General features: G+C 23.1%; 16 protein-coding genes. 10 read left to right on the forward strand and 6 right to left on the reverse strand.

The genetic code is table 11. The annotated features are described in order from the left end of the window. Positions 1–41 precede the first annotated feature (41 nt). A complete protein-coding gene (gene topA, locus D9V60_RS01430) occupies positions 42–2,609 on the forward strand; it encodes a type I DNA topoisomerase (protein ID WP_158360579.1) in 2,568 nt (855 codons plus the stop codon). An 8-nt stretch (positions 2,610–2,617) separates the two neighbouring features. On the opposite strand, the gene D9V60_RS01435 is transcribed toward topA, so the two are convergent. Then, positions 2,618–3,400 carry an inositol monophosphatase family protein gene (locus tag D9V60_RS01435; RefSeq protein ID WP_158360580.1) on the reverse strand — a complete coding sequence of 261 codons (783 nt, stop codon included), beginning with the start codon at positions 3,398–3,400 and terminating at the stop codon, positions 2,618–2,620. A 164-nt stretch (positions 3,401–3,564) separates the two neighbouring features. Between D9V60_RS01435 and rlmN the strand changes: the two genes are divergently transcribed. From rlmN to glyA, 4 genes are all read left to right on the forward strand, one after another. Beyond that, positions 3,565–4,647 carry a 23S rRNA (adenine(2503)-C(2))-methyltransferase RlmN gene (gene rlmN / locus D9V60_RS01440; protein WP_158360581.1) on the forward strand — a complete coding sequence of 361 codons (1,083 nt, stop codon included), beginning with the start codon at positions 3,565–3,567 and terminating at the stop codon, positions 4,645–4,647. A 104-nt stretch (positions 4,648–4,751) separates the two neighbouring features. Then, complete coding sequence (ispG, locus tag D9V60_RS01445; RefSeq protein WP_158360582.1) at positions 4,752–5,867, forward strand: flavodoxin-dependent (E)-4-hydroxy-3-methylbut-2-enyl-diphosphate synthase; 1,116 nt, start codon at positions 4,752–4,754, stop codon at positions 5,865–5,867. Between the two features lie 41 nt (positions 5,868–5,908). Continuing rightward, on the forward strand, positions 5,909–7,186 hold the full coding sequence (hisS, locus tag D9V60_RS01450) for a histidine--tRNA ligase (RefSeq protein ID WP_158360583.1): 1,278 nt from the start codon (positions 5,909–5,911) through the stop codon (positions 7,184–7,186). A 62-nt stretch (positions 7,187–7,248) separates the two neighbouring features. Further along, on the forward strand, positions 7,249–8,502 hold the full coding sequence (glyA, locus tag D9V60_RS01455; protein WP_158360584.1) for a serine hydroxymethyltransferase: 1,254 nt from the start codon (positions 7,249–7,251) through the stop codon (positions 8,500–8,502). Positions 8,503–8,559: 57 nt separating this feature from the next. Here the strand turns inward: glyA and bioD are convergent, their stop codons facing one another. Together bioD and bioB are read right to left on the reverse strand one after the other, a co-directional pair. Beyond that, entirely contained in the window at positions 8,560–9,264 is a 705-nt protein-coding gene (bioD, locus tag D9V60_RS01460) for a dethiobiotin synthase (protein WP_158360585.1), read from the reverse strand. A gap of 188 nt (positions 9,265–9,452) precedes the next feature. Continuing rightward, a complete protein-coding gene (bioB, locus tag D9V60_RS01465) occupies positions 9,453–10,475 on the reverse strand; it encodes a biotin synthase BioB (RefSeq protein WP_158360586.1) in 1,023 nt (340 codons plus the stop codon). Positions 10,476–10,553: 78 nt separating this feature from the next. On the opposite strand from bioB, the gene bioA reads away from it, so the two are divergent. Continuing rightward, positions 10,554–11,840 (forward strand): adenosylmethionine--8-amino-7-oxononanoate transaminase, encoded by a 1,287-nt coding sequence (gene bioA, locus D9V60_RS01470; RefSeq protein ID WP_158360587.1) that lies wholly within the window; start codon positions 10,554–10,556, stop codon positions 11,838–11,840. A 6-nt stretch (positions 11,841–11,846) separates the two neighbouring features. Here the strand turns inward: bioA and pgl are convergent, their stop codons facing one another. Together pgl and mfd are read right to left on the reverse strand one after the other, a co-directional pair. Then, positions 11,847–12,851, reverse strand: coding sequence for a 6-phosphogluconolactonase (gene pgl / locus D9V60_RS01475; protein ID WP_158360588.1), 1,005 nt, complete (start codon positions 12,849–12,851; stop codon positions 11,847–11,849). A 50-nt stretch (positions 12,852–12,901) separates the two neighbouring features. Further along, on the reverse strand, positions 12,902–15,412 hold the full coding sequence (gene mfd / locus D9V60_RS01480; RefSeq protein ID WP_315984303.1) for a transcription-repair coupling factor: 2,511 nt from the start codon (positions 15,410–15,412) through the stop codon (positions 12,902–12,904). A 426-nt stretch (positions 15,413–15,838) separates the two neighbouring features. On the opposite strand from mfd, the gene D9V60_RS01485 reads away from it, so the two are divergent. From D9V60_RS01485 to gap, 4 genes are all read left to right on the forward strand, one after another. Then, the gene (locus D9V60_RS01485; RefSeq protein WP_158360590.1) at positions 15,839–17,038 is read left to right on the forward strand and encodes an ABC transporter permease; all 1,200 of its coding nucleotides are present in this window, start codon (positions 15,839–15,841) and stop codon (positions 17,036–17,038) included. After that, the gene (gene lolD / locus D9V60_RS01490; RefSeq protein WP_158360591.1) at positions 17,031–17,720 is read left to right on the forward strand and encodes a lipoprotein-releasing ABC transporter ATP-binding protein LolD; all 690 of its coding nucleotides are present in this window, start codon (positions 17,031–17,033) and stop codon (positions 17,718–17,720) included. Before D9V60_RS01485 ends, lolD begins: the two co-directional genes overlap by 8 nt. Next, on the forward strand, positions 17,721–18,962 hold the full coding sequence (locus tag D9V60_RS01495) for an FtsX-like permease family protein (RefSeq protein WP_158360592.1): 1,242 nt from the start codon (positions 17,721–17,723) through the stop codon (positions 18,960–18,962). A 96-nt stretch (positions 18,963–19,058) separates the two neighbouring features. Next, entirely contained in the window at positions 19,059–20,057 is a 999-nt protein-coding gene (gap, locus tag D9V60_RS01500; RefSeq protein WP_158360593.1) for a type I glyceraldehyde-3-phosphate dehydrogenase, read from the forward strand. Positions 20,058–20,145: 88 nt separating this feature from the next. On the opposite strand, the gene queF is transcribed toward gap, so the two are convergent. Further along, complete coding sequence (queF, locus tag D9V60_RS01505; protein WP_158360594.1) at positions 20,146–20,937, reverse strand: NADPH-dependent 7-cyano-7-deazaguanine reductase QueF; 792 nt, start codon at positions 20,935–20,937, stop codon at positions 20,146–20,148. Positions 20,938–21,012: the final 75 nt, after the last annotated feature.

Raw genomic sequence — 21,012 nt, forward strand, 5'->3', positions numbered from 1 at the left:
AATGATTATATAATATTTACATTATTCATTGGATTAAATTAATGTACAAATCTCTAGTTATAGTTGAGTCACCAGTTAAAGCAAAAACTATAAATCAATATTTAGGTGATAAATATATAGTTAAATCTAGTATTGGTCATGTTCGAGACTTGTTAAAAAATCAACCTAAAAAAATAAAAAAAACTAAAAATTCTTTTTTTGAACATCATGAAAAAAAACTTTTAATTCAACAAATGGGAATTAATCCATATGAAAATTGGAATGTTGAATATCATATTTTACCTGGTAAAGAAAAAATTATTAATGAATTAAAAAATATTGCGAATAAAGTAGATCACATATATCTTGCTACAGATTTAGATAGAGAAGGAGAAGCAATAGCTTGGCATTTAAAAGAAGTAATAGGTGGAGATTCCTCTAAATTTATTCGTGTAGTTTTTAATGAAATAACCAAACATTCAATTGAAAAAGCTTTTCAAAATACCGGTCAAATTAATATGAATCGAGTTTATGCACAGCAAGCTCGTAGATTCATGGATCGAATCGTAGGATATATGATTTCTCCTTTATTATGGAAAAAAATTTGTAGAGGTTTATCTGCAGGTCGAGTACAATCAGTAGCTGTAAGAATTATTACAGAACGAGAAGATGAAATAAAAAATTTCATATCAAAAGAATATTGGAAACTGAATGTTAGTTTTATTTCGTTTGAAAAAAAAAATATTCTTATGGAAGTTACGCATTATAAAAATAAAATACTTACTTTACATGATGAAAAAGAAGTGAATTTAATTATTGAAAAACTTAAAAATCAATCTTTTTTTGTTACTGATCGTAAAGAGAAAATTTTATATAGAAAACCACCCGCTCCTTTCATAACATCTACACTACAACAAGCATCTAGTCTTCATTTAGGATTTAGTGTAAAAAAAACTATGTTTTTAGCACAAAAGTTATATGAAGAAGGGTATATAACTTATATGAGAACTGATTCTTTTTTCTTAAGCGATTATGCAATTAAAAAAGTAAGAAGTTATATAAAAAATTATTATGGTATTAATTTTCTACCTGAAACACCTAATATATATTTAAATAAAAAAAATTCTCAAGAAGCACACGAAGCAATACGTCCCACAGATATAGAAATAACTGATATTAATCAAAACAAAATGAATTCTGATAGTATTAAATTATATAAATTAATTTGGAATCAATTTGTAGCTTGTCAAATGAAACCAGAAAAATATAAATCTATTATAATAAAAGTAATAGTAGATAAATTTAAACTAAAAACTTCTGGAAATATGATGCTTTTTGAAGGTTGGACAAAAATATTAAAAACGCAAAAGTCAATTCAAAATCGACTTTTAGATTGTAAGATAGGCGATAATTTATTTATAGAAAAATTTTTACCAATTCAAATGTTTACTAAACCATCTCCTAGATTTAATGAAGCATCATTAGTTCGAGAACTAGAAAAAAAGGGCATTGGAAGACCTTCTACTTACGCAAATATAATTACAAGAATAAAAGATAAAGGATATTTAAAAGTTGAAAAAAACAAGTTTTATGCTACTAAAATAGGTGCAATTCTTATTACTCAACTAAAAAAATGTTTTACTGATTTAGTTGATTACGATTTTACTGCTCGCATGGAACAAAAACTTGATCAAATTTCTGATAATAAAATTTCTTGGAAAAAAGTACTTGATATGTTTTTCAAAAATTTTTTAAAACAATTTGAACAAGCTAAAAAACCTCCAGAAAATGGTGGAATGGCAAATAATATTACTATTCTCACAAATATTAATTGTGATAATTGTAACAAAAAAATGGGCATTAAAACTGCTATTACAGGTGTATTTTTAAGTTGTTCAGGATATAATTTAAAATCTGAAGAACGTTGTAAACATACTATAAATTTAATTTCATTAAATGATTTTAATTTAGCTAAAAAAAACGATTGTTTTAAAAAAGAACCAAAAAGAAAATGCGAAAAATGTAATTTAATAATGGATGACTATTTAATTAATGAAAATTTAAAAATTTATATTTGTTGTAATAGCCCTATATGTACAATTTATTATATCGAAAAAGGTAAATTTGAAAGTTTTTTTAATTCATCTAAAAAACTATATTGTGAAAAGTGTCAAAATAATATGTTATTAAAAATAGGAAAGTTTGGTAAATTTTTCATGTGTGTGAATAAAACATGTAAAAATACAAGAAAAATTCTTCCTAATGGTGAAATATCAAAACCTAAATTAGCACCTATTCCATTTCCAAATATATTATGTACTAAATCTGACGCATGGTTTGTTTTAAGAGAAGGAATATCTGGTATTTTTTTTGCCGCTCACACTTTTCCTAGATCAAAGGAAACTAGATCTCCTTATGTAGAAGAATTATTTCAGTTTAAACATTTGTTACCTGAGAGATTACATTATTTAGCGGATGCTCCAAAAATAGATGAAGAAGGAAATAAAGCTATAGTTTGTTTTGATAAATTAAATAAAAGACAATACGTAGCTTCTAAAAAAGAAAATAAATTTACAGGTTGGTCAGCGTTTTTTATTAAAAATAAATGGATTATTTCTAATAAAACATAACTAAATTTTCAATCTGTACATTGACGTATTTTTTCAGTAATCAATTTAATAAATTTAGGATTACTAGTTAAATTTAAAATAAGATCAATGTTTTTTTCTTGAAAATTACTTGTTAAGCATCCAGATTCTCGTGCTTGTAATTGACCCGCAATAAAATTAGTAGAATTTGATAAATTATAATTAATAATTAAACAATCTATTTTTCCAGAAGATACATATGCTAAATCAAGCAAAGTTGAACCAGTATATCTAAATGAAATACCAGATAGAATTAATTTTTTATATATCTCAAAATAATATTGAGATTGTCTTGCTTGGAAAGATAAATTTGTTGATATTGTAATATCAGTTAAAGTATTTATATTAGTGCATCGAGTACGATAACCATTTAATTGTGATCCTTGACCTCTAACAGAGGTAAATAAATCATTTTTTATAGGATCATATATTACTGATATTTCTGTGTTTTTTTTTATTATTACTGCTATTGATATACAAAAATGTGGAAAACTTTTAATAAAGTTTTTTTTACCATCTAATTCGTTTACAACCCATAAAATTTTTTTATCATTTACTATATAGTTAGTATTTTTTTTGATAATAATATGACTTGGATAATACTTATAAATAATTTCACTAATTACTTGATATGTTTTATACATTACTTTTTTAATAAAATATTGTTTTTTTTCAAAATTTTCTTTAATAAATTTTTGAGTATCGTAATTTTGTATAATGATATCCCCTCCTTTTCGAATTGCACGAATTGCAATATTTAACATGGGATGCATTAAATTCTCCTAATTTAAAAATAATTTATTTTATAAAAATATATTTTATATCAAATTAATAATATCATAATTTAAATATATTTAATATTCTTAATCTTCTAAATTAATTTATGTTATTTAAAATTAAATATTAATTAAATTTATTTTTAATTAAGGTTTCTTAAATGGATACAAATATCAATTTAAATGTTTTTCATTCTAAAGTAAATTTACTAAATTTAGACCCTAAAAAGATGCAATTGTTTCTTACATCAATTGGGGCGAAAAATTTTGCTGCTGATCAAATTATGAAATGGATTTACAACCATAATTGCTATGATTTTAATAAGATGTTAAATATTAGTAAAAATATTAGAAAAAAATTAAACCAAATTGCTTATATAAAAATATCAAATTTTTCAGAAGAAAAAGTATCTTCTGATGGTACAAAAAAATGGATTACATCTTTAAATGAACAAAAAATAGAAACAGTTTATATACCAGAAAAAAAACGTTCTACTCTATGCATTTCATCACAAATTGGTTGTGCTTTAAAATGTGATTTTTGTGCAACAGGAAAACAAGGATTTAATAGAAATTTAACAACATCTGAAATTATTTCTCAAATTTTGCAAGCTAAAAAAAAATTAAAAGATAAAAAATTAACTAATATAGTATTTATGGGGATGGGAGAACCGCTATTAAATTTAAATAATGTTATTGCAGCGTTAAAAATTATTTTAAATAAAAATGGTTTTGGTTTATCTAAACGTCGAATTACTTTATCAACTTCAGGAATTATACCTGCAATAGATAAGTTAAGTCAAAAAGTTGATGTTAATTTAGCCATTTCTTTACATGCTTCAAATAATGATATTAGAAATTTAATCATGCCTATTAATAAAAAATATAATATTGAACTTCTTTTAAACTCGGTATCTCGATATTTAAAAAATTCTAATGCAAATCGAAATGGAGTTACTATAGAATATGTAATGCTTAAAAATATTAACGATTCTATTAAAAATGCTGAAGAATTAGCTTATATTTTAAAAAAAATACCTAGTAAAATAAATCTCATTCCTTGGAATTCTTTTAAAAATTCAAGTTTTACATCTAGCACTATAAATAGAATTAATATTTTTGCAAATATTTTAAGAAAAAAAGGATTTAGTACAACAATCCGAAAAAATAGAGGAGAAGATATTAATGCTGCTTGTGGTCAATTAACGGGAAATATAATTAATCGTAGTAAAAATCATTTATAAATTTCAAACAATATTATATATTAATATAGTTACTCTAACTTAAATATAATTAAACATTTAAAATTAGATATTTCTTTTAATTTTAACAAAACATATATAATAAAATGAATAAATATAAAACTATTAATAGAAGAAAATCTGATCGTATTTATGTAGGAAATATTCCCATTGGAAATAATGCACCTATTTCTGTACAATCTATGACAAATACAAGAACTACAGATATTATAAATACAATTAATCAAATTAATCAATTAAAAAAAGTTGGGGTGGATATTGTAAGAATTTCTATTCCTACGACAGAAGCAGCAGAAGCATTTAAAATTATTAAAAATAAAGTAAACGTTCCATTAATAGCTGATATACATTTTGATTATAGACTAGCTATAAAATCTATAGAATATGGTGCTGATTGTTTAAGAATTAATCCTGGAAATATTGGAAAAAAAAGAAAAATTAATGAAATAGTTAGCTGCGCTAAGCACAATAATATTCCAATTAGAATAGGTATAAATTCTGGTTCATTAGAAAATGATATACTTAAAAAGTATAAATCTCCGATTCCAGAAGCTTTAGTAGAATCTGCTATAAGAAATGTAGAATATTTGGATAGTTTAAATTTTAATCAATTTAAAGTTAGTGTAAAGGCATCTGATGTTTTTTCTGCAGTTAAAGCTAATAAAATATTAGCAAAAAAAATTACACAACCAATACATATTGGAATAACAGAATCAGGAAGTTTGCGTAATGGAACAGTTAAATCATCTATTGGGATTGCTTCGTTGCTTTCAGATGGCATTGGTGATACTTTAAGAATTTCTTTAGCTGCTGATCCCACTGAAGAAGTAAAGGTAGGTTATGATATTTTAAAAGTCTTAGGAATTAGATTCCGAGGAATTAATTTTATTGCATGTCCTACTTGTTCTCGTCAAGAATTTAATGTTATTAAAGTAGTGGAAGAATTAGAAAAAAAATTAGAAGATATCGAAACTTCTATGAATGTTTCTATTATTGGATGTGTTGTAAATGGAATAGGAGAAGCTCAAATGGCTCATTTAGGTGTTACTGGAGGATATAAAACAAGCGGATTATATCAAGATGGCATACGTCAGAAAAATAAACTAAACAATAAAAATATAATTGAAGAATTAGAAATGCATATTCGAAAAAAATCAGATGAATTAAAAAAAATTCGGACTGTAAATGAAAATGATATTTAATTATTAATGATTTATTAACATATTCATAACAAGAGATTATAGTGAATAAAAAAATTAATTCAATTAGAGGAATGCATGATTATTTTTCTGAAGATTTAGATATTTGGCATAAATTAGAAAAAGTTTTTAAACAGGTCTTAAATAGTTATTCTTATGAAGAAATCAGGCTTCCTATATTAGAAAGAACAGAGATTTTTCAGAGAGCTATTGGTGATGTTACAGATATTATAGAAAAAGAAATGTATTCATTTCATGATAAAAAAGGAAATAATTTAACTTTACGACCTGAAGGAACTGTAGGTTGTGTCCGAGCCATTATACAAAATAATTTATTATGTAAAAAAAAATTAAAATTTTGGTATTTAGGGCCTATGTTTAGATACGAACGTCCTCAAAAAGGACGATATCGTCAATTTTATCAATTAGGTGCAGAAGTTTTTGGATTAAATACAACAGACATTGATTTAGAAATAATTTTATTAACAAATCGTTTATGGAAAATTCTTGGTATTAATTTTCATTTGATTTTAGAAGTAAACTCAATTGGCTCTCAATTAGATCGTATCAAATATCAAAAAGAATTGGTTTTATTTCTTGAAAAGAATAAATCTTTTTTAGATGAAGAATCGAAACAACGTTTATATTCTAATCCATTTCGAATTTTAGATTCTAAAAATTTAAATATACAACATATATTAAATAAAGCTCCATTATTAAGCAATTATATTAACAAAAAATCGTTAAATCAATTTAATAATTTATGTCATATGATTAATTTATATGGCATTAAATACAAATACAATCCTAATTTAATACGCGGTTTAGATTATTATAATGACACTGTATTTGAGTGGAAAACTGACAGATTAGGATCACAAAATACTATTTGTGCTGGAGGTAGATATAATTCTTTAGTTGAAGAATTAGGCGGAATAAAAACCTCAGCAATTGGATTTGCTATAGGAATTGAACGTTTAATTTTATTAATAAAATCATTAAATATCTTTTCTATAAAAATAGCAAGAATTAATATTTATATTATTTTTATAGGAGAAGAAAACAAAATTCATGCTATCAATTTATCAGAAGAAATAAGAGATAGGTATCCTGAATTAAAAACATTTGTAAGTTTTTCAAATTTAAGTCTTTCAAAAAAAATTAAACATGCTGTTGAATCATTATCTCGTATTGCTATTTTAATAGGTGCAAATGAAATCAAAAAAAAATGCTATTTAATAAAAGAATTAGAAACAAAAAAAGAATTTTATTTATTTAAAAGTGAATTAATGCTAAAAATTAATAATATTTTTAGAAGATAACTTTTTTAAAGATAATAATTAATTATTTTTAAAATTTATTTAATTTTTATTTTAGGAAAAAAATGTTTAATAAACAGATAGAATTTGAAAAATATGACCCAGAACTATGGATATCAATGTGTAAAGAAAAAGAAAGACAAGAGAATCATATAGAGTTAATTGCATCGGAAAATTATGCTAGCACTTACGTAATGCATGCTCAGGGTTCTCAATTAACTAATAAATATGCAGAAGGCTACCCAGGAAAACGATATTATGGTGGCTGTGAACATGTAGATGTTATAGAACAATTAGCTATTGATCGTGCAAAAAAATTATTTAATGCTGATTATGCGAACGTTCAGCCTCATTCAGGATCTCAAGCTAATTTTGCAGTTTATACTGCTCTTTTAAAACCTGGGGATATAATTTTAGGGCTTAAATTATCTCATGGAGGGCATCTAACACATGGCGCATCTGTGAATTTTTCAGGTAAATTATATAAAGTAGTTACGTACGGAGTAGATCAATACGGAAATATTAATTATAAAGAAATACATCAACTAGCAAAAAAATATCGACCTAAAATGATAATTGGCGGATTTTCTGCGTATTCTGGTATTTGTGACTGGTGTAAAATGCGTGATATTGCTGATGAAGTAAATGCGTATTTGATTGTTGATATATCCCATGTTGCCGGATTAGTTGCTACACAACTTTATCCAAATCCAATAGAACACGCGCATGTGGTAACTAGTACTACACATAAAACATTAGCAGGACCTCGAGGAGGTCTTATTCTTGCTAAAAACGGAGATAATACGTTTTATAATAAATTAGATTTATCTGTTTTTCCAGGCGGACAAGGCGGCCCACTTATGCATGTAATCGCAGGGAAAGCAATTGCTTTTAAAGAAGCTTTAGAACCGGATTTTAAAGAATATCAAAAACAAATATTAAAAAATGCTAAAACTATGGTTCAAATATTTATAAAAGAAAAATTTGAAATTATTTCAGGAAATACTTTTAATCATTTATTTTTAATAAATCTAACAAATAAAAAAATTACAGGTAAAGATGCTGATATTGCTTTAGGAAAAGCTAATATTACTGTAAATAAAAATACTATTCCTGATGATATTAGAAGTCCTTTTATTACTTCAGGAATACGTATTGGAACGCCTGCAGTTACAAGGAGAGGTTTTAAAGAATTAGAAGTTTCCCAAGTTGCATTTTGGATTATAAGTATTTTAAATGATATTCAAAATACAAAAAATATTTTAAATATAAAAAATAAAGTTTTAAAACTATGCTCTAAATATCCTGTATATATTTAAATTTTATAAATTTATCCATCTTTGTTAAAAATAATATTAATTTTGCTAAAAATATTTTTATTTAGGTAATTTAATTTTAATTTCATTAATGTTTATTTTATTTATATTTTTTAAATAAGGAACTATTCCTAATAACGGCGATTTAATATAATTTAACAAAGTTTGGATATAACACGAAGTGTATTTATCATTTGGATAAATATTGTTAGCAATCCACCCTGAACATATCAAATTATCTGAAAGAATAGACTTTTCAGTCAAAATAGCATGGTTAATACATCCTAATTTTATTCCTACAATTAAAATAACTTTTAACTTCTCTTCTTTTACCCAATCTGAAAAAGTGTATTTATTTGATATAGGTGTATGCCATCCACCTGCACCTTCAATCAAGATCCAATTAGATTTTATAGCAATTTTTTTTAAACCTAAAGATAAATGCTTCTTATCTATTTTTATTTTACTCATGAGACTTAATATATTAGGTGGAGCGTTTTCAATAAATGAAATTGGATTAACTTCTTTATAAGTTAATGAAATAGAACTATTTTTTTTTAAAATATAAGCATCTTCGTTAATAAATTGATATTTATTTTGCATAATGTTAGAAACTACGTTTTTATGTTTTATCGCTCCAGAAGATATTGGTTTATAACCTGCCGTTTTATAACCATAATTTCTGGCTTTTTTTAATAAAATACTACTTACAGTAGTTTTTCCTATATTTGTATCAGTACCAGTAATAAAAAATTTTTTTATCATAATGATTTTTTTATATTGATTAAGAAATAATATGTTTATTTTAAAATAATTAATTTTATAAATTTTAAAAAAGGTAACTCAAACCAGTTTATTCTATGTATATGATAATTAGATCAATACAAGAATATAATGGTTGGTTACTTAATAAACAGTTATTTTATTTAAAATATTAAAAAACTTTTTTATATTTAAATTGCAGCATTATAATATTTTTCTTTGCTTAACTTTGAATTAGTTAAGTTAAAATTATTTTCTTTTATGGAATCGTGTTTTTTATACTCAGGAAATAAATTTAATTTTTTAAAAAGTTTTAAATCACTTTCTTCCTTTGGATTATTGGAAGTTAATAGCTTGCATCCATAGAAAATAGAATTTGCTCCGGCCATAAAACACATAGCTTGTGTTTGTTCATTCATTTCTTTTCGACCAGCTGATAATCGAATATAAGATTTTGGTAGCATTATACGAGTGGCTGCTATTACTCTAATAAAATCAAATGGTTCTACATCTAAGTTATTTTCCATCGGAGTTCCTGGTATTTTTACTAACATATTTATTGGAACACTTTCAGGTTGTATAGGAAGATTAGATAATTGCATTAGTAATTCCATTCTATCTTGTTTTTGTTCTCCAAGACCAATAATTCCTCCAGAACAAACTTTCATTCCAGCATCACGAACTACTTTTAAAGTTTTTAAACGTTCTTCATATGTTCTTGTAGTGATAATTTTTTTATAAAAATTAGCAGATGTATCTAAATTATGATTATAATAATCTAAGCCTGCTTTTGATAATTTTTCTGCTTGAATATTATTAATGGTTCCTAAAGTCATGCAAGTTTCCATGCCCATTTTTTTGACTTCTTTAATAATTTCCTCTAAATATGGAATATCTTTTTCATTAGGATTTTTCCATGCTGCACCCATACAAAAACGAGTAGAACCTGAAGCTTTAGCGTGTTTTGCAGACTGTAAAATTTGTTTTAATTTTAACAATGGTTCTTTTTTTAATCCTGTTTTGTATCTAGCACTTTGTGGGCAATATTTACAATCTTCAGGGCATGCACCAGTTTTAATAGATAATAATGTACTAATTTGTATTTCATTTGGATTGAAATTTTCACGGTGTTTTTTTTGAGCTTCAAAAATGAGATCAAAAAAAGGTTTTTTAAATAATAGTCGTGTATCTTTTAGAGTCCATTTTTGTTTCATATAATCTCCAAAAAAATATGATTTTATTTAATTAAATGCTTATAATAAGATATTTAATATTTTTATATATAAATTTTAATGAATAAATCTGATATATTATTTGATTATAAACACATTTGGCATCCATATTCTTCTATGATAAACCCACTTCCTTGTTATTCTGTTATATCAGCTAAAGGAGTATATTTAAAATTAAAAAACGGAAAAAATATAATAGATGGAATGTCTTCATGGTGGTCTACTATACACGGATATAATCATCCTATACTAAATAAATCTTTAAGAAAACAAATTAAAAAAATATCTCATGTGATGTTTGGAGGAATAACACATCCTTCAGCAATTTTATTGTGTAGAAAATTAATTAAATTAACTCCAGAAAAATTAGATTGTATTTTTCTTTCAGATTCTGGATCAATATCGATTGAAGTAGCAATAAAAATGTTAATACAATATTGGGAATCTTTAGGACAAAATAGAACAAAAATATTAACTATTAGAAACTCTTATCATGGTGATACTTTTGGGGCTATGTCTGTTTCTGATCCTGATAATTCTATACATAAAATATATAACCAGTTTTTACCAAAAAATTTATTTGCGAATGCTCCTTGTTCTAATTTTCATGAGGAATGGAATTCTAATGATATTATATCATTTCAAAAAATAATAGAAAAAAATAAATTAAATATAGCCGGTGTAATATTAGAACCGATAGTACAAGGTATAGGAGGTATGAAGTTTTATCATCCTATGTTTTTAAAAAAAGTTGAAGAATTATGCAAATATTACTCAATTCCATTAGTTTTTGATGAAATTGCTACAGGATTTGGAAGAACTGGAAAATTTTTTGCTTTTCAACATGCTAATGTTGTTCCTGACATATTATGTCTAGGTAAATCTATGACTGGGGGTACAATAACATTGGCTGCAACTTTAACTTCACGAAATATTGCTAATACCATTAGTAACAGTAATATTCGTTGTTTTATGCATGGTCCAACATATATGGGAAATCCATTAGCATGTTCTGTAGCTTATGCTAATATAAAAATATTAGAAAAAAATGAATGGAAAACACAAGTTTTTAACATTGAAAAAGAGCTGTGTAAAAGTTTATTGCCTTTAATAAACCATCCAAGAGTGCTTGATGTTCGAATTTTAGGTGCTATAGGCGTAGTTGAATGTAAACAACAGGTTAATTTAGAATTAATACAAAAATTTTTTGTAAATAATGGTGTTTGGATAAGGCCTTTTAAAAAATTAATTTATATTGTACCACCTTATGTTATAAGTATAAATAATTTAAAAAAACTTGTTAACGTTATTGCAAAATCTTTAAATGAAAATACTTTATTTATTTAAAAACTTTTAAATTGTACAAGCAAGCGTCCATAGTGGCTCTTCCCCTGTAGAATATGTATTTAATTTTTTTAAATATCCTGTTTTTTCGTGAATACTATATACAGTAAATTTATTAGATTTTTGACCTGCAACTATTACATATTTATTATTAATATCAATACAAAATGTTCTAGGTTGTATTTCTGTAGGATATATTTTTATAAAAGAAAGTTTACCATTATTTTTATTAATATAAAAAAGTGAAATACTATTTAATATTCTATCAGAAGCATATAAAAAATTACCGCACGATGTTATATGAATATCAGCAGACCAATATTTATTAGAAGCAATATAATTTTCTACTATTGAAATGTTTTGTATATTTTTTACTTTTTGTATATTTTTTTGTATATATATTTCCCAGACATCTATAGTACCATTTAATTCATTTATAGTATAAACAAAATCCTCATTAGGATGAAACCTGATATGACGGGGACCTGCACTAAATTTAGTTTGAATAAGTTTTTGTTCTGTATTTTTTAATATACCATGTTTTGTTAAGTGGTATAAATAGATACAATCTTCTTTTAATGAAGTTACAAATAATATATTATATTTAGCATTAAATAATGCTGCATGACAACCGTTAATATTATAAATAATTTGAATTGGTTCTTTAGGAATACCATTTTCATTTAATGGTATAACACTTATTGAATTATCATGGTATGAACTACAAAATAAAAATTTTTTATCTGAACTAAAAGAAATATAATTAGGGCTTCCTGGAATACGACTTTCACCTTTTTTTTCTAAATGACCATTTTCTTTTATACTATAAACAAATATACGATTATCAGGTCGAACACCTGCATATAGTAAGCTTTTATTTTTTATATAATTTATTGGTTGTACTTGACTATGAGTAATAACTTTGTGAATTAATTTCATATTTCCATCTTGATATAAATTCCACGCTTCTATATTTTGACCTGTTGAGTTGGCAATATAAATAATTTGTTTCATATTGTTCCTTTTATTAAATATTAACATATTTAGTATAAATATAACATTTTTTATAATTCATGTTTTTTATTTGATATTTTTTTTAAATTTTTTAACAAATTAAAAATCCAATTTAAACGTAAAAAATCATCTTTAAAATTATGAATAAATTTTAGTTTTGTAGAGTCAATCATTTTCCAAAGATGAGGTTCTTTATTAAATCTAGAAAGTAAGTATTCCATATTAATTGAATTAATTTTATTAAACTTTATAATTCCTATATTTTTACTAGATTTAATATAAGAAATTCCAATTTTTTTTGTTAATAATTTAATTTTAGCAATTAAAATTAAATTTTCAGCAAATGTTGGCAATTTTCCAAATTGATTTAAAAGTTCAAAATATATTTTTTCAATTTCTTTTTCATTGTTAGCGTTTTCGATTCTTTCATAAAAAAATAATCGTTGACTTACATCATGAATATAATTTTTTGGTAATAACGAAGGCACATGTAGTTCAATGTCTGATTTTTTTATTAAATCTTCTAATAATATCTTTTTTTCTCCATTCTTATAAAGTTTAATGGTTCGATGTAATAGTTTTATGTATAAATTAATTCCTATACCATTTACATGACCACTTTGTTCTTTTCCAAGTAACTCACCTATTCCTCTAATTTCTAAATCTCTATTAGATAAATTAAATCCTCCTCCAAAATTGTTTGTTTCAGAAATTGCTTCTAGTCTTTTTCTTGCATTTATTGTAATTTTTTTTAAATTATTTACAAGTAATAAAGCATATCCTTGAGTACTAGATCGTCCAATTCTACCTCTTAGTTGATGTAATTGAGACAATCCAAAATAATCTGAATTTTCAATAATAATAGTATTTGCTTTCGGTATATTAATTCCACTTTCTATAATAGTTGTACAAACTAATATATTGAAATGATTTTGATAAAATTCATTCATTATTGTTTTTAATTCATTATGATTCATTTGACCATGACTAACTTTAATTTTTGCATCAGGAACTAAATTTAGCAATTTCATAGCTATATTATTAATACCTCGAACTTTATTATATATATAATATACCTGTCCACCTCGAGAAATTTCTCGGAAAATTGCTTTTTTTATTAAAATAGGATTATATTCTTCTATAAAAGTTTTTATTTTTTTTCTTTCTTCTGGTGGATTTGATATAATAGATAAGCTTTTTATACCGTTCATTGCCATATTTAATGTACGAGGAATTGGTGTTGCTGTTAAAGTTAATATATCAATGTGAGAATATATTTCTTTAATTATTTCTTTATGAGTCACGCCAAATCGATGCTCTTCATCAATAATTAATAAACCAAGATTATACCATGTAATATTTTCAAATAAAATTTTATGAGTACCTACTAATATATTAATATTACCAAGTTTAATATCTTTTAAAATTTTTTCTTTTTCTTTTGCATTACTAAATCTAGATAATATGTCTATATTTACAGACCAATTATAAAATCGTTTTTTAAAACTATTAAAATGTTGTTCCGCTAATAATGTTGTAGGTACTAAAACAATAACTTGTTTTTTATTAGATATACATATAAAAGCAGCTCGCATTGCAACTTCTGTTTTTCCAAAACCTACATCACCACAGATTAATCTATCCATAGGAATAGATTTATACATATCGTTTAGCACAGATTTTATAGCTTTTTTTTGATCTAAAGTAACTTTAAATGGAAATTCTTTGCAAAAAAGATTATATTCTTTTTCATTTTTTTTAAATGCAAAACCTTTTTTTGATAATCTATTTGCATAAATATTTAATAAAATTGCAGCATGATCGCATAAATTTTTACTAATTTTATTTTTTTCTTTATTCCATTTATCATGTCCTAATTTATTTAAAACAACATTTTTTTCTATATTTCCAACATATGGTGAAATAAGGTGTAAATATGAAATAGGTACATATAACTTATTTTCTTCTGCGTATAAAATAACTAAATATTCAGATTCACAACTAGCAGTTTTTATTGTAGCCAATCCTTGGTATCTTCCAACACCGTGTTGGATATGTATGATAAGATCATTGATTTTTAATTGATATAAAAATTGATTTTTGATTAGTGAGATATTTTTATTATTACTTATTTTAAATATTTCTTTTGTAGACAGAAACAATAAATCTTTTTGGGTGTCTATAAAACTATTATATAAGTTACCTATAATGTAAAAAAAATTATCTTTATCATTAATTTCATAAATATTTTTTATATATTTAGGATAAATATTTTTTAAATTTAAACTTTTTAAAACTGTTATTAAACATTCTTTTTTTGTTATAAAAAAAATAGTTTTTCCCGAAAAATCATATAAAAAAGAAAAAATTTTATTATAATTTATTTTATTGTTATTTTTTTGAAAATAAATTGGTAGTTTCTGATATCTATCACTAACAGAATTTTTATTTTCTATATTTTTAAAAGATTTTTTCATAATATAATATTTTTTTAAATAAAATGAAAGTTCTTTAATTTTAATTAAAATTTTAAAAATAGTTATAAAAATTAAATTTTTAATTAAATATTATTAATAGTTAAAACGTTGTAGTTCTTTTCAAAATTTTTTTAATAAAATACAAGTAAATCTATATATTTTAAAAATATAATCAATACTATAAAATAATTTTATTTATGTTTTATTACATTAAGATTACATTAAGATATTTTTTAAAAAAATAAAATATGATTTATTTTTTATAAATTAAAATATTAATAATAAAAAACATATAAAACAAATAAATTATAAAACTTAAAAGAAACATTATAATTTATTTTTTATACATATATGTTTTAAATTGATTTTTTAATTAAAGTTATTATTTAAATTTTTAAAATTAATATGTTAAATATAAAAATATTTTTTTAATTATGGTAAAATACCACTTCCTATTTAATTAATTTATTTTTTATTAACAAAAAATTTTAACTATAAAAGATATTCTTAATGTATAAGCCTATATATCTATTTATTGGTTTACGTTACTTATGGAATTCTCGTTTAACAAGTTTTAAAAAAATTATTACTGTTTTGTCTATTATAGGGATTAGTATTGGTATATTATCTATTATTATTACATTATCTTTAGTTAATGGATTTCAAAATGAATTTAAAAAAAATATTTTATCATTTATTCCTCATTTAATTATTACTAACAAAAACTATTATATAAATGAATCTGATTTTCCTAAAGATATTTTAAAATTACAAAATATTCAAAAAGTATCTAGTTTTATTAGTAGTAAAGTTCTTATAAAAAATAAAAAAAATATAGGTATAGGTGAAATTGTTGCTTTTAAAGAAAATAATTATAATTTTTTTAGAAATTATAATATTAAAAATATTTTATATACACTAAATTCTCAAGAAAATAACATTATTATAGGAAAACAGTTAGCAAAAAAATTAAATATAAATGTTAATGATTTAATTAAGCTAATAGTTTTTCCTAATAGTAAAAAAAATCTTTTGACAAAAAAATTTAATGAAAAAATATTTAAAGTAACTGGATTTTTTAGTACAAATAATGAAATAGATAATTATCAAATATTAATTAATACTCAAATTGCTTTAAATTTTTTACATTATTATAACAATTATGTTACTGGTTGGAGGATTTGGTTAAAAGATCCATTTTCTTTTAATATAAATATATTTGAAACCAAAAAAAATAATTTGCTCTTTTTGGATTGGCAATTAAAACAAGGTGAATTATTTAAAGCAGTTCAAATCGAAAGATATATTACATTACTTTTTTTTATTTCAATTTTATTAGTTGTAGGACTTAATGTAGTTATTACTTTAACAGTAAATATGATAGAAAAAAAAAATATTATTGCAATTTTACAAACACAAGGATTATGTCGAAAAAAAATTATGTTAATATTTATTACACTAGGATCAAGTACTACTGTGATTGGAAATTTATTAGGAACATTAATTAGTTTTGTATTAATCTTACAAAAAAATTTTTTAAATCTATTAACAAATATTTTTTTTAATGATATCAGTATTCCAATAGAAATTTTCCCTTTTCAAATTTTTTTAATTAATATTATATTTATATCAATTTCCATCCTATCTACATTATATCCAATTTGGAGCATTACTAAATCAACACCTTCTAAAATTTTATCTAATGAATAATATAATTCTACAGTGTATTAATCTAAGTAAATCTTATCAAGATGATATAAAAACAATTCATATTCTAAAAAATGTATCATTTTGTCTTAATAAAAGTGATATAGCAGTTATTATTGGAAAATCAGGATCTGGAAAAAGCACTTTTTTACACTTGATAAGTGGTTTAGAAAAACCTACTTTTGGAACTATTTTATTTGATGATATACCGTTAAACTCAATGTCTTCTAATCAAATAGCTAAATTAAGAAATTCAAAATTAGGATTTATTTATCAATTCCATCATTTACTTTTAGATTTTAATGTACTTGAAAACGTTGCAATGCCATTGTTAATTAGTAATAAAAGTATTAAAGAAGCTAAAGAAAAATCATATGAAATATTAATGAAGATTAATTTAGGGAAAAAAATTAATAAATATCCATCTGAATTATCTGGCGGAGAAAGACAACGCGTAGCTATTGCTAGAGCTTTTGTAAACAAACCCAAACTAATAATAGCAGATGAGCCTACTGGTAATTTAGATGCTTATAATGCAAGAATAATTTTTGATTTAATATTCGAATTAAATAATAATTTAAATACTTCTTTTTTAATTGTAACGCATGATCTTTTTCTCGCAAATAAAGCGCATATTTTATATGAAATAAAAAACGCTCAACTAAATATAAAAAAAAAACATTAAATGAATTTTTTACCTTTTTTTATTGCAAAACGATTATATTTTCAAAATAATAAAAATCACATAATGTTTTTAATTTCTGTTTTATCTAAAATAGGAATTTCTATTAGTGTTTTTATATTAATTATTAGTATAAGCGCTTTGAATGGTTTTAAGATATTAGTCAATAAAAATATTTTATCATCTTTGCCTCATGGTATTATAAAATCAACAAATCAACCATTTTTTTATTGGGAAGAAATTATAAAAAAAATTAATTGTATAAAAGGCATTAATTATTCTGAACCATATATTTTAATGAATGGAGTTTTATTAAAAAATAATAATATTAAATTATTTAATATTAAAAGCTTTAAAAATATTAAATATATAAAAAAATATTTTTCTTTTCAGAAAAAGACGCATTATTTATCAAATTTAAATAATTTTAAGAATAATCAAATAATTCTTTCTTCTGATTTAGCTCAAGATTTATTAATAAAAAAAGGAGATTGGATTGATATAGTAATTTTAAATGACAAATTTCCTTTTCAATTAAATAAAATAAAAATATTTTCTTTCCAAATTAAATCTATATTTAATTCTAATGGAATTTCAAATTCTAACATAGGATTAATTCCTTTTTCTTTTTTTCAAGATAATTTTAATATAAAAAATAATATTAATGCTATTGAATTATATATGTCTAATCCATTAGAAGCTAATCAAATTATTTTAAATATAGCTAAAAAAATTCACACTTCTGTTTTTTTATATACCTGGATAAATGATTATAGATATGTATATGATGATATTAAAAAAATTAAAATAATAATATATATTATATTATTTTTTCTAATAATTATATCTTCTTTTAGTGTTATATCTATATCATTATTATCTATTTCTAAAAAAACAAAAGATATTTCTATTTTACGTAGTATAGGTGCTAATAATTTTCTTATTCAATCAATTTTTCTATATTATGGTTTTCGTTTGATCTTAATAGGTAATTTGATAGGTTCAGCCGCTGGAATTATAACTGTTTTTAACAGTAAAAAGATTATGTTTTTTTTAGAGAAATATTTTAGTAATAAATTATTAATAAATAATATTTATTACCACCACTTTTTATTATTAAAATTAAATTTATCAGATATAATCATTATTTTTATTAGCACTATAATAATAGGCATTATTTCCAATTGGTATCCTTCATATTACGCTTCAAAAATAGATCCGAGTGAGATATTAAAAAAATTTTAGTTTTTTAATATCATTAAAAAATATTTTTTAGTTAATTAAAATTTTTTATAAATTTAATACTAATTTATAATTTACTAACAAAATAATGGTGAAATAATGACTATTAAAGTAGGTATAAATGGTTTTGGTCGTATTGGACGTGTTTTATTTCGACTAGCTCAAAAACGAAAAAATATTGAAATTTTAGCAATAAATGACTTAATGGATCCTAAATATATAGCTTATATGTTAAAATACGACTCTACACATGGTGTTTTTAAAAAAAATATTGAAGTAAAAAATAAAAATATTATTGTTAATGGAAAAGAAATTAGAATTACTTCAATAAAAAACCCTAAAGAGTTAATGTGGAATGATTTATCAATTGATGTAGTAATTGAATCTACAGGACTGTTTTTAACAAGAGAAACCGCTTATCAACATATTTTAGCAGGAGCAAAAAAAGTTGTAATAACTGGTCCTTCTAAAGATGATATTCCTATGTTTGTTAAAGGAGCTAATTTTGATAAATATAATGGTGAAAATATTGTATCTAATGCGTCTTGTACAACTAACTGTTTAGCTCCTTTATCTAAAGTAATAGATGATAATTTTAATATTATTGAAGGTTTAATGACTACTGTACATGCTACAACAGCTACTCAAAAAGTTGTTGATGGGCCTTCAAATAAAGATTGGAGAGGAGGCAGAGGAGCATTACAAAACATTATTCCTTCTTCGACTGGTGCAGCGGTTGCTGTAGGCAAAGTTTTGCCAAGCTTAAATGGAAAATTAACAGGTATGGCTTTTCGCGTTCCTACATCTAATGTATCTGTTGTAGATTTAACAGTGCGCTTCCAAAAATCAGCAACATATGAAGAAATATGTTCTGTTATTAAACGAGCTTCAAAAGAAGAAATGAAAGGAATTTTAGGTTATACAGAAGATGAAGTAGTATCATCAGATTTTAATGGAGAAGAATTAACTTCAATATTTGATATAAAAGCAGGTTTATCATTAAATAAAAATTTTGCAAAACTTATCGCATGGTATGATAATGAAACTGGTTATTCTAGTAAAGTTTTAGATTTAGTTGCATTAGTTTCTATGAAATAAATTTATATTTATATTTGATGCAATAGCAGTATTAAGTTTTTACTTAATACTGCATATTCAAAAAATATAAAATATTTAATAGATAACTTTATTGCCTAGCTAATCTAACAAAAGAAGGTTCAAAAAAAATATTACTACGCCATGGATTAATATCAATACCTCCTCTTCGATTATATCTAGCATATACAGTAAGTTTTTTAGGACAGCAAATATTTTGAATATCATTAAATATTCTTTCAATACACTCTTCGTGAAATTCATTATGAGTGCGAAAAGAAATTAAATATTTTAATAACGCAATATGATTAATTTTTTGACCAGTATATATAATATTTATTGATGCCCAATCAGGTTGATTAGTTACAGGACAATTTGATTTAAATAAATCACTATATAAAGACTCAGTAACTACTTGTTGAGTTTTAGAAGAAGTTTTAAGTAATAGTTTGTTATAATTATATGATTTTATTGAAATATTCTTATTGTCTATACAAATACCCGAAAATTTTGATATACCTGCGTTTTCAACTTCATTTAAATTAAATAATTTTATACAAACTTTTCCCATTGCACATTGATTTAAATCATGTTTAAGTTGTTCGATTAAATGAATACTTTTTGAAAATTTAATTTGATTAAAACTATTTATGTATAGTTTTAAACTTTTAGATTCAATAATATTTATAGTGGTAACATCAAATTCTATTCTAGCAATAGCAATTTGTGGTAACCCATCTAAATTTAACCAAGATAATTCATATAACGTCCAAACATCTTTACCTAAAAACGGAAGATTTATATGATTTATTTTAATATTTTCGCGATGTTTTTTTCTTGGTATACTCTTTAACAAATTAAATTGATTTATTTTAATAACCATATTATTTTTTTTGCATATTAGATAGATAAATTATTATATTTTTATACTTATAAAAATAAATTATTTGTAATAATT

Source organism: Buchnera aphidicola (Aphis craccivora) (assembly GCF_005082145.1).
GTDB classification, from domain to species: Bacteria; Pseudomonadota; Gammaproteobacteria; order Enterobacterales; family Enterobacteriaceae; genus Buchnera; species Buchnera aphidicola_U.

Excerpts from the sequence above, each read along its gene's own strand:
- bioD (WP_158360585.1), bottom strand. The coding sequence starts at position 9,264 with ATGATAAAAAAATTTTTTATTACTGGTACTGATACAAATATAGGAAAA.
- rlmN (WP_158360581.1), top strand. The coding sequence starts at position 3,565 with ATGGATACAAATATCAATTTAAATGTTTTTCATTCTAAAGTAAATTTA.
- glyA (WP_158360584.1), top strand. The coding sequence starts at position 7,249 with ATGTTTAATAAACAGATAGAATTTGAAAAATATGACCCAGAACTATGG.
- pgl (WP_158360588.1), bottom strand. The coding sequence starts at position 12,851 with ATGAAACAAATTATTTATATTGCCAACTCAACAGGTCAAAATATAGAA.
- bioB (WP_158360586.1), bottom strand. The coding sequence starts at position 10,475 with ATGAAACAAAAATGGACTCTAAAAGATACACGACTATTATTTAAAAAA.
- D9V60_RS01435 (WP_158360580.1), bottom strand. The coding sequence starts at position 3,400 with ATGCATCCCATGTTAAATATTGCAATTCGTGCAATTCGAAAAGGAGGG.
- lolD (WP_158360591.1), top strand. The coding sequence starts at position 17,031 with ATGAATAATATAATTCTACAGTGTATTAATCTAAGTAAATCTTATCAA.
- D9V60_RS01485 (WP_158360590.1), top strand. The coding sequence starts at position 15,839 with ATGTATAAGCCTATATATCTATTTATTGGTTTACGTTACTTATGGAAT.
- ispG (WP_158360582.1), top strand. The coding sequence starts at position 4,752 with ATGAATAAATATAAAACTATTAATAGAAGAAAATCTGATCGTATTTAT.
- D9V60_RS01495 (WP_158360592.1), top strand. The coding sequence starts at position 17,721 with ATGAATTTTTTACCTTTTTTTATTGCAAAACGATTATATTTTCAAAAT.
- gap (WP_158360593.1), top strand. The coding sequence starts at position 19,059 with ATGACTATTAAAGTAGGTATAAATGGTTTTGGTCGTATTGGACGTGTT.
- topA (WP_158360579.1), top strand. The coding sequence starts at position 42 with ATGTACAAATCTCTAGTTATAGTTGAGTCACCAGTTAAAGCAAAAACT.
- bioA (WP_158360587.1), top strand. The coding sequence starts at position 10,554 with ATGAATAAATCTGATATATTATTTGATTATAAACACATTTGGCATCCA.
- queF (WP_158360594.1), bottom strand. The coding sequence starts at position 20,937 with ATGGTTATTAAAATAAATCAATTTAATTTGTTAAAGAGTATACCAAGA.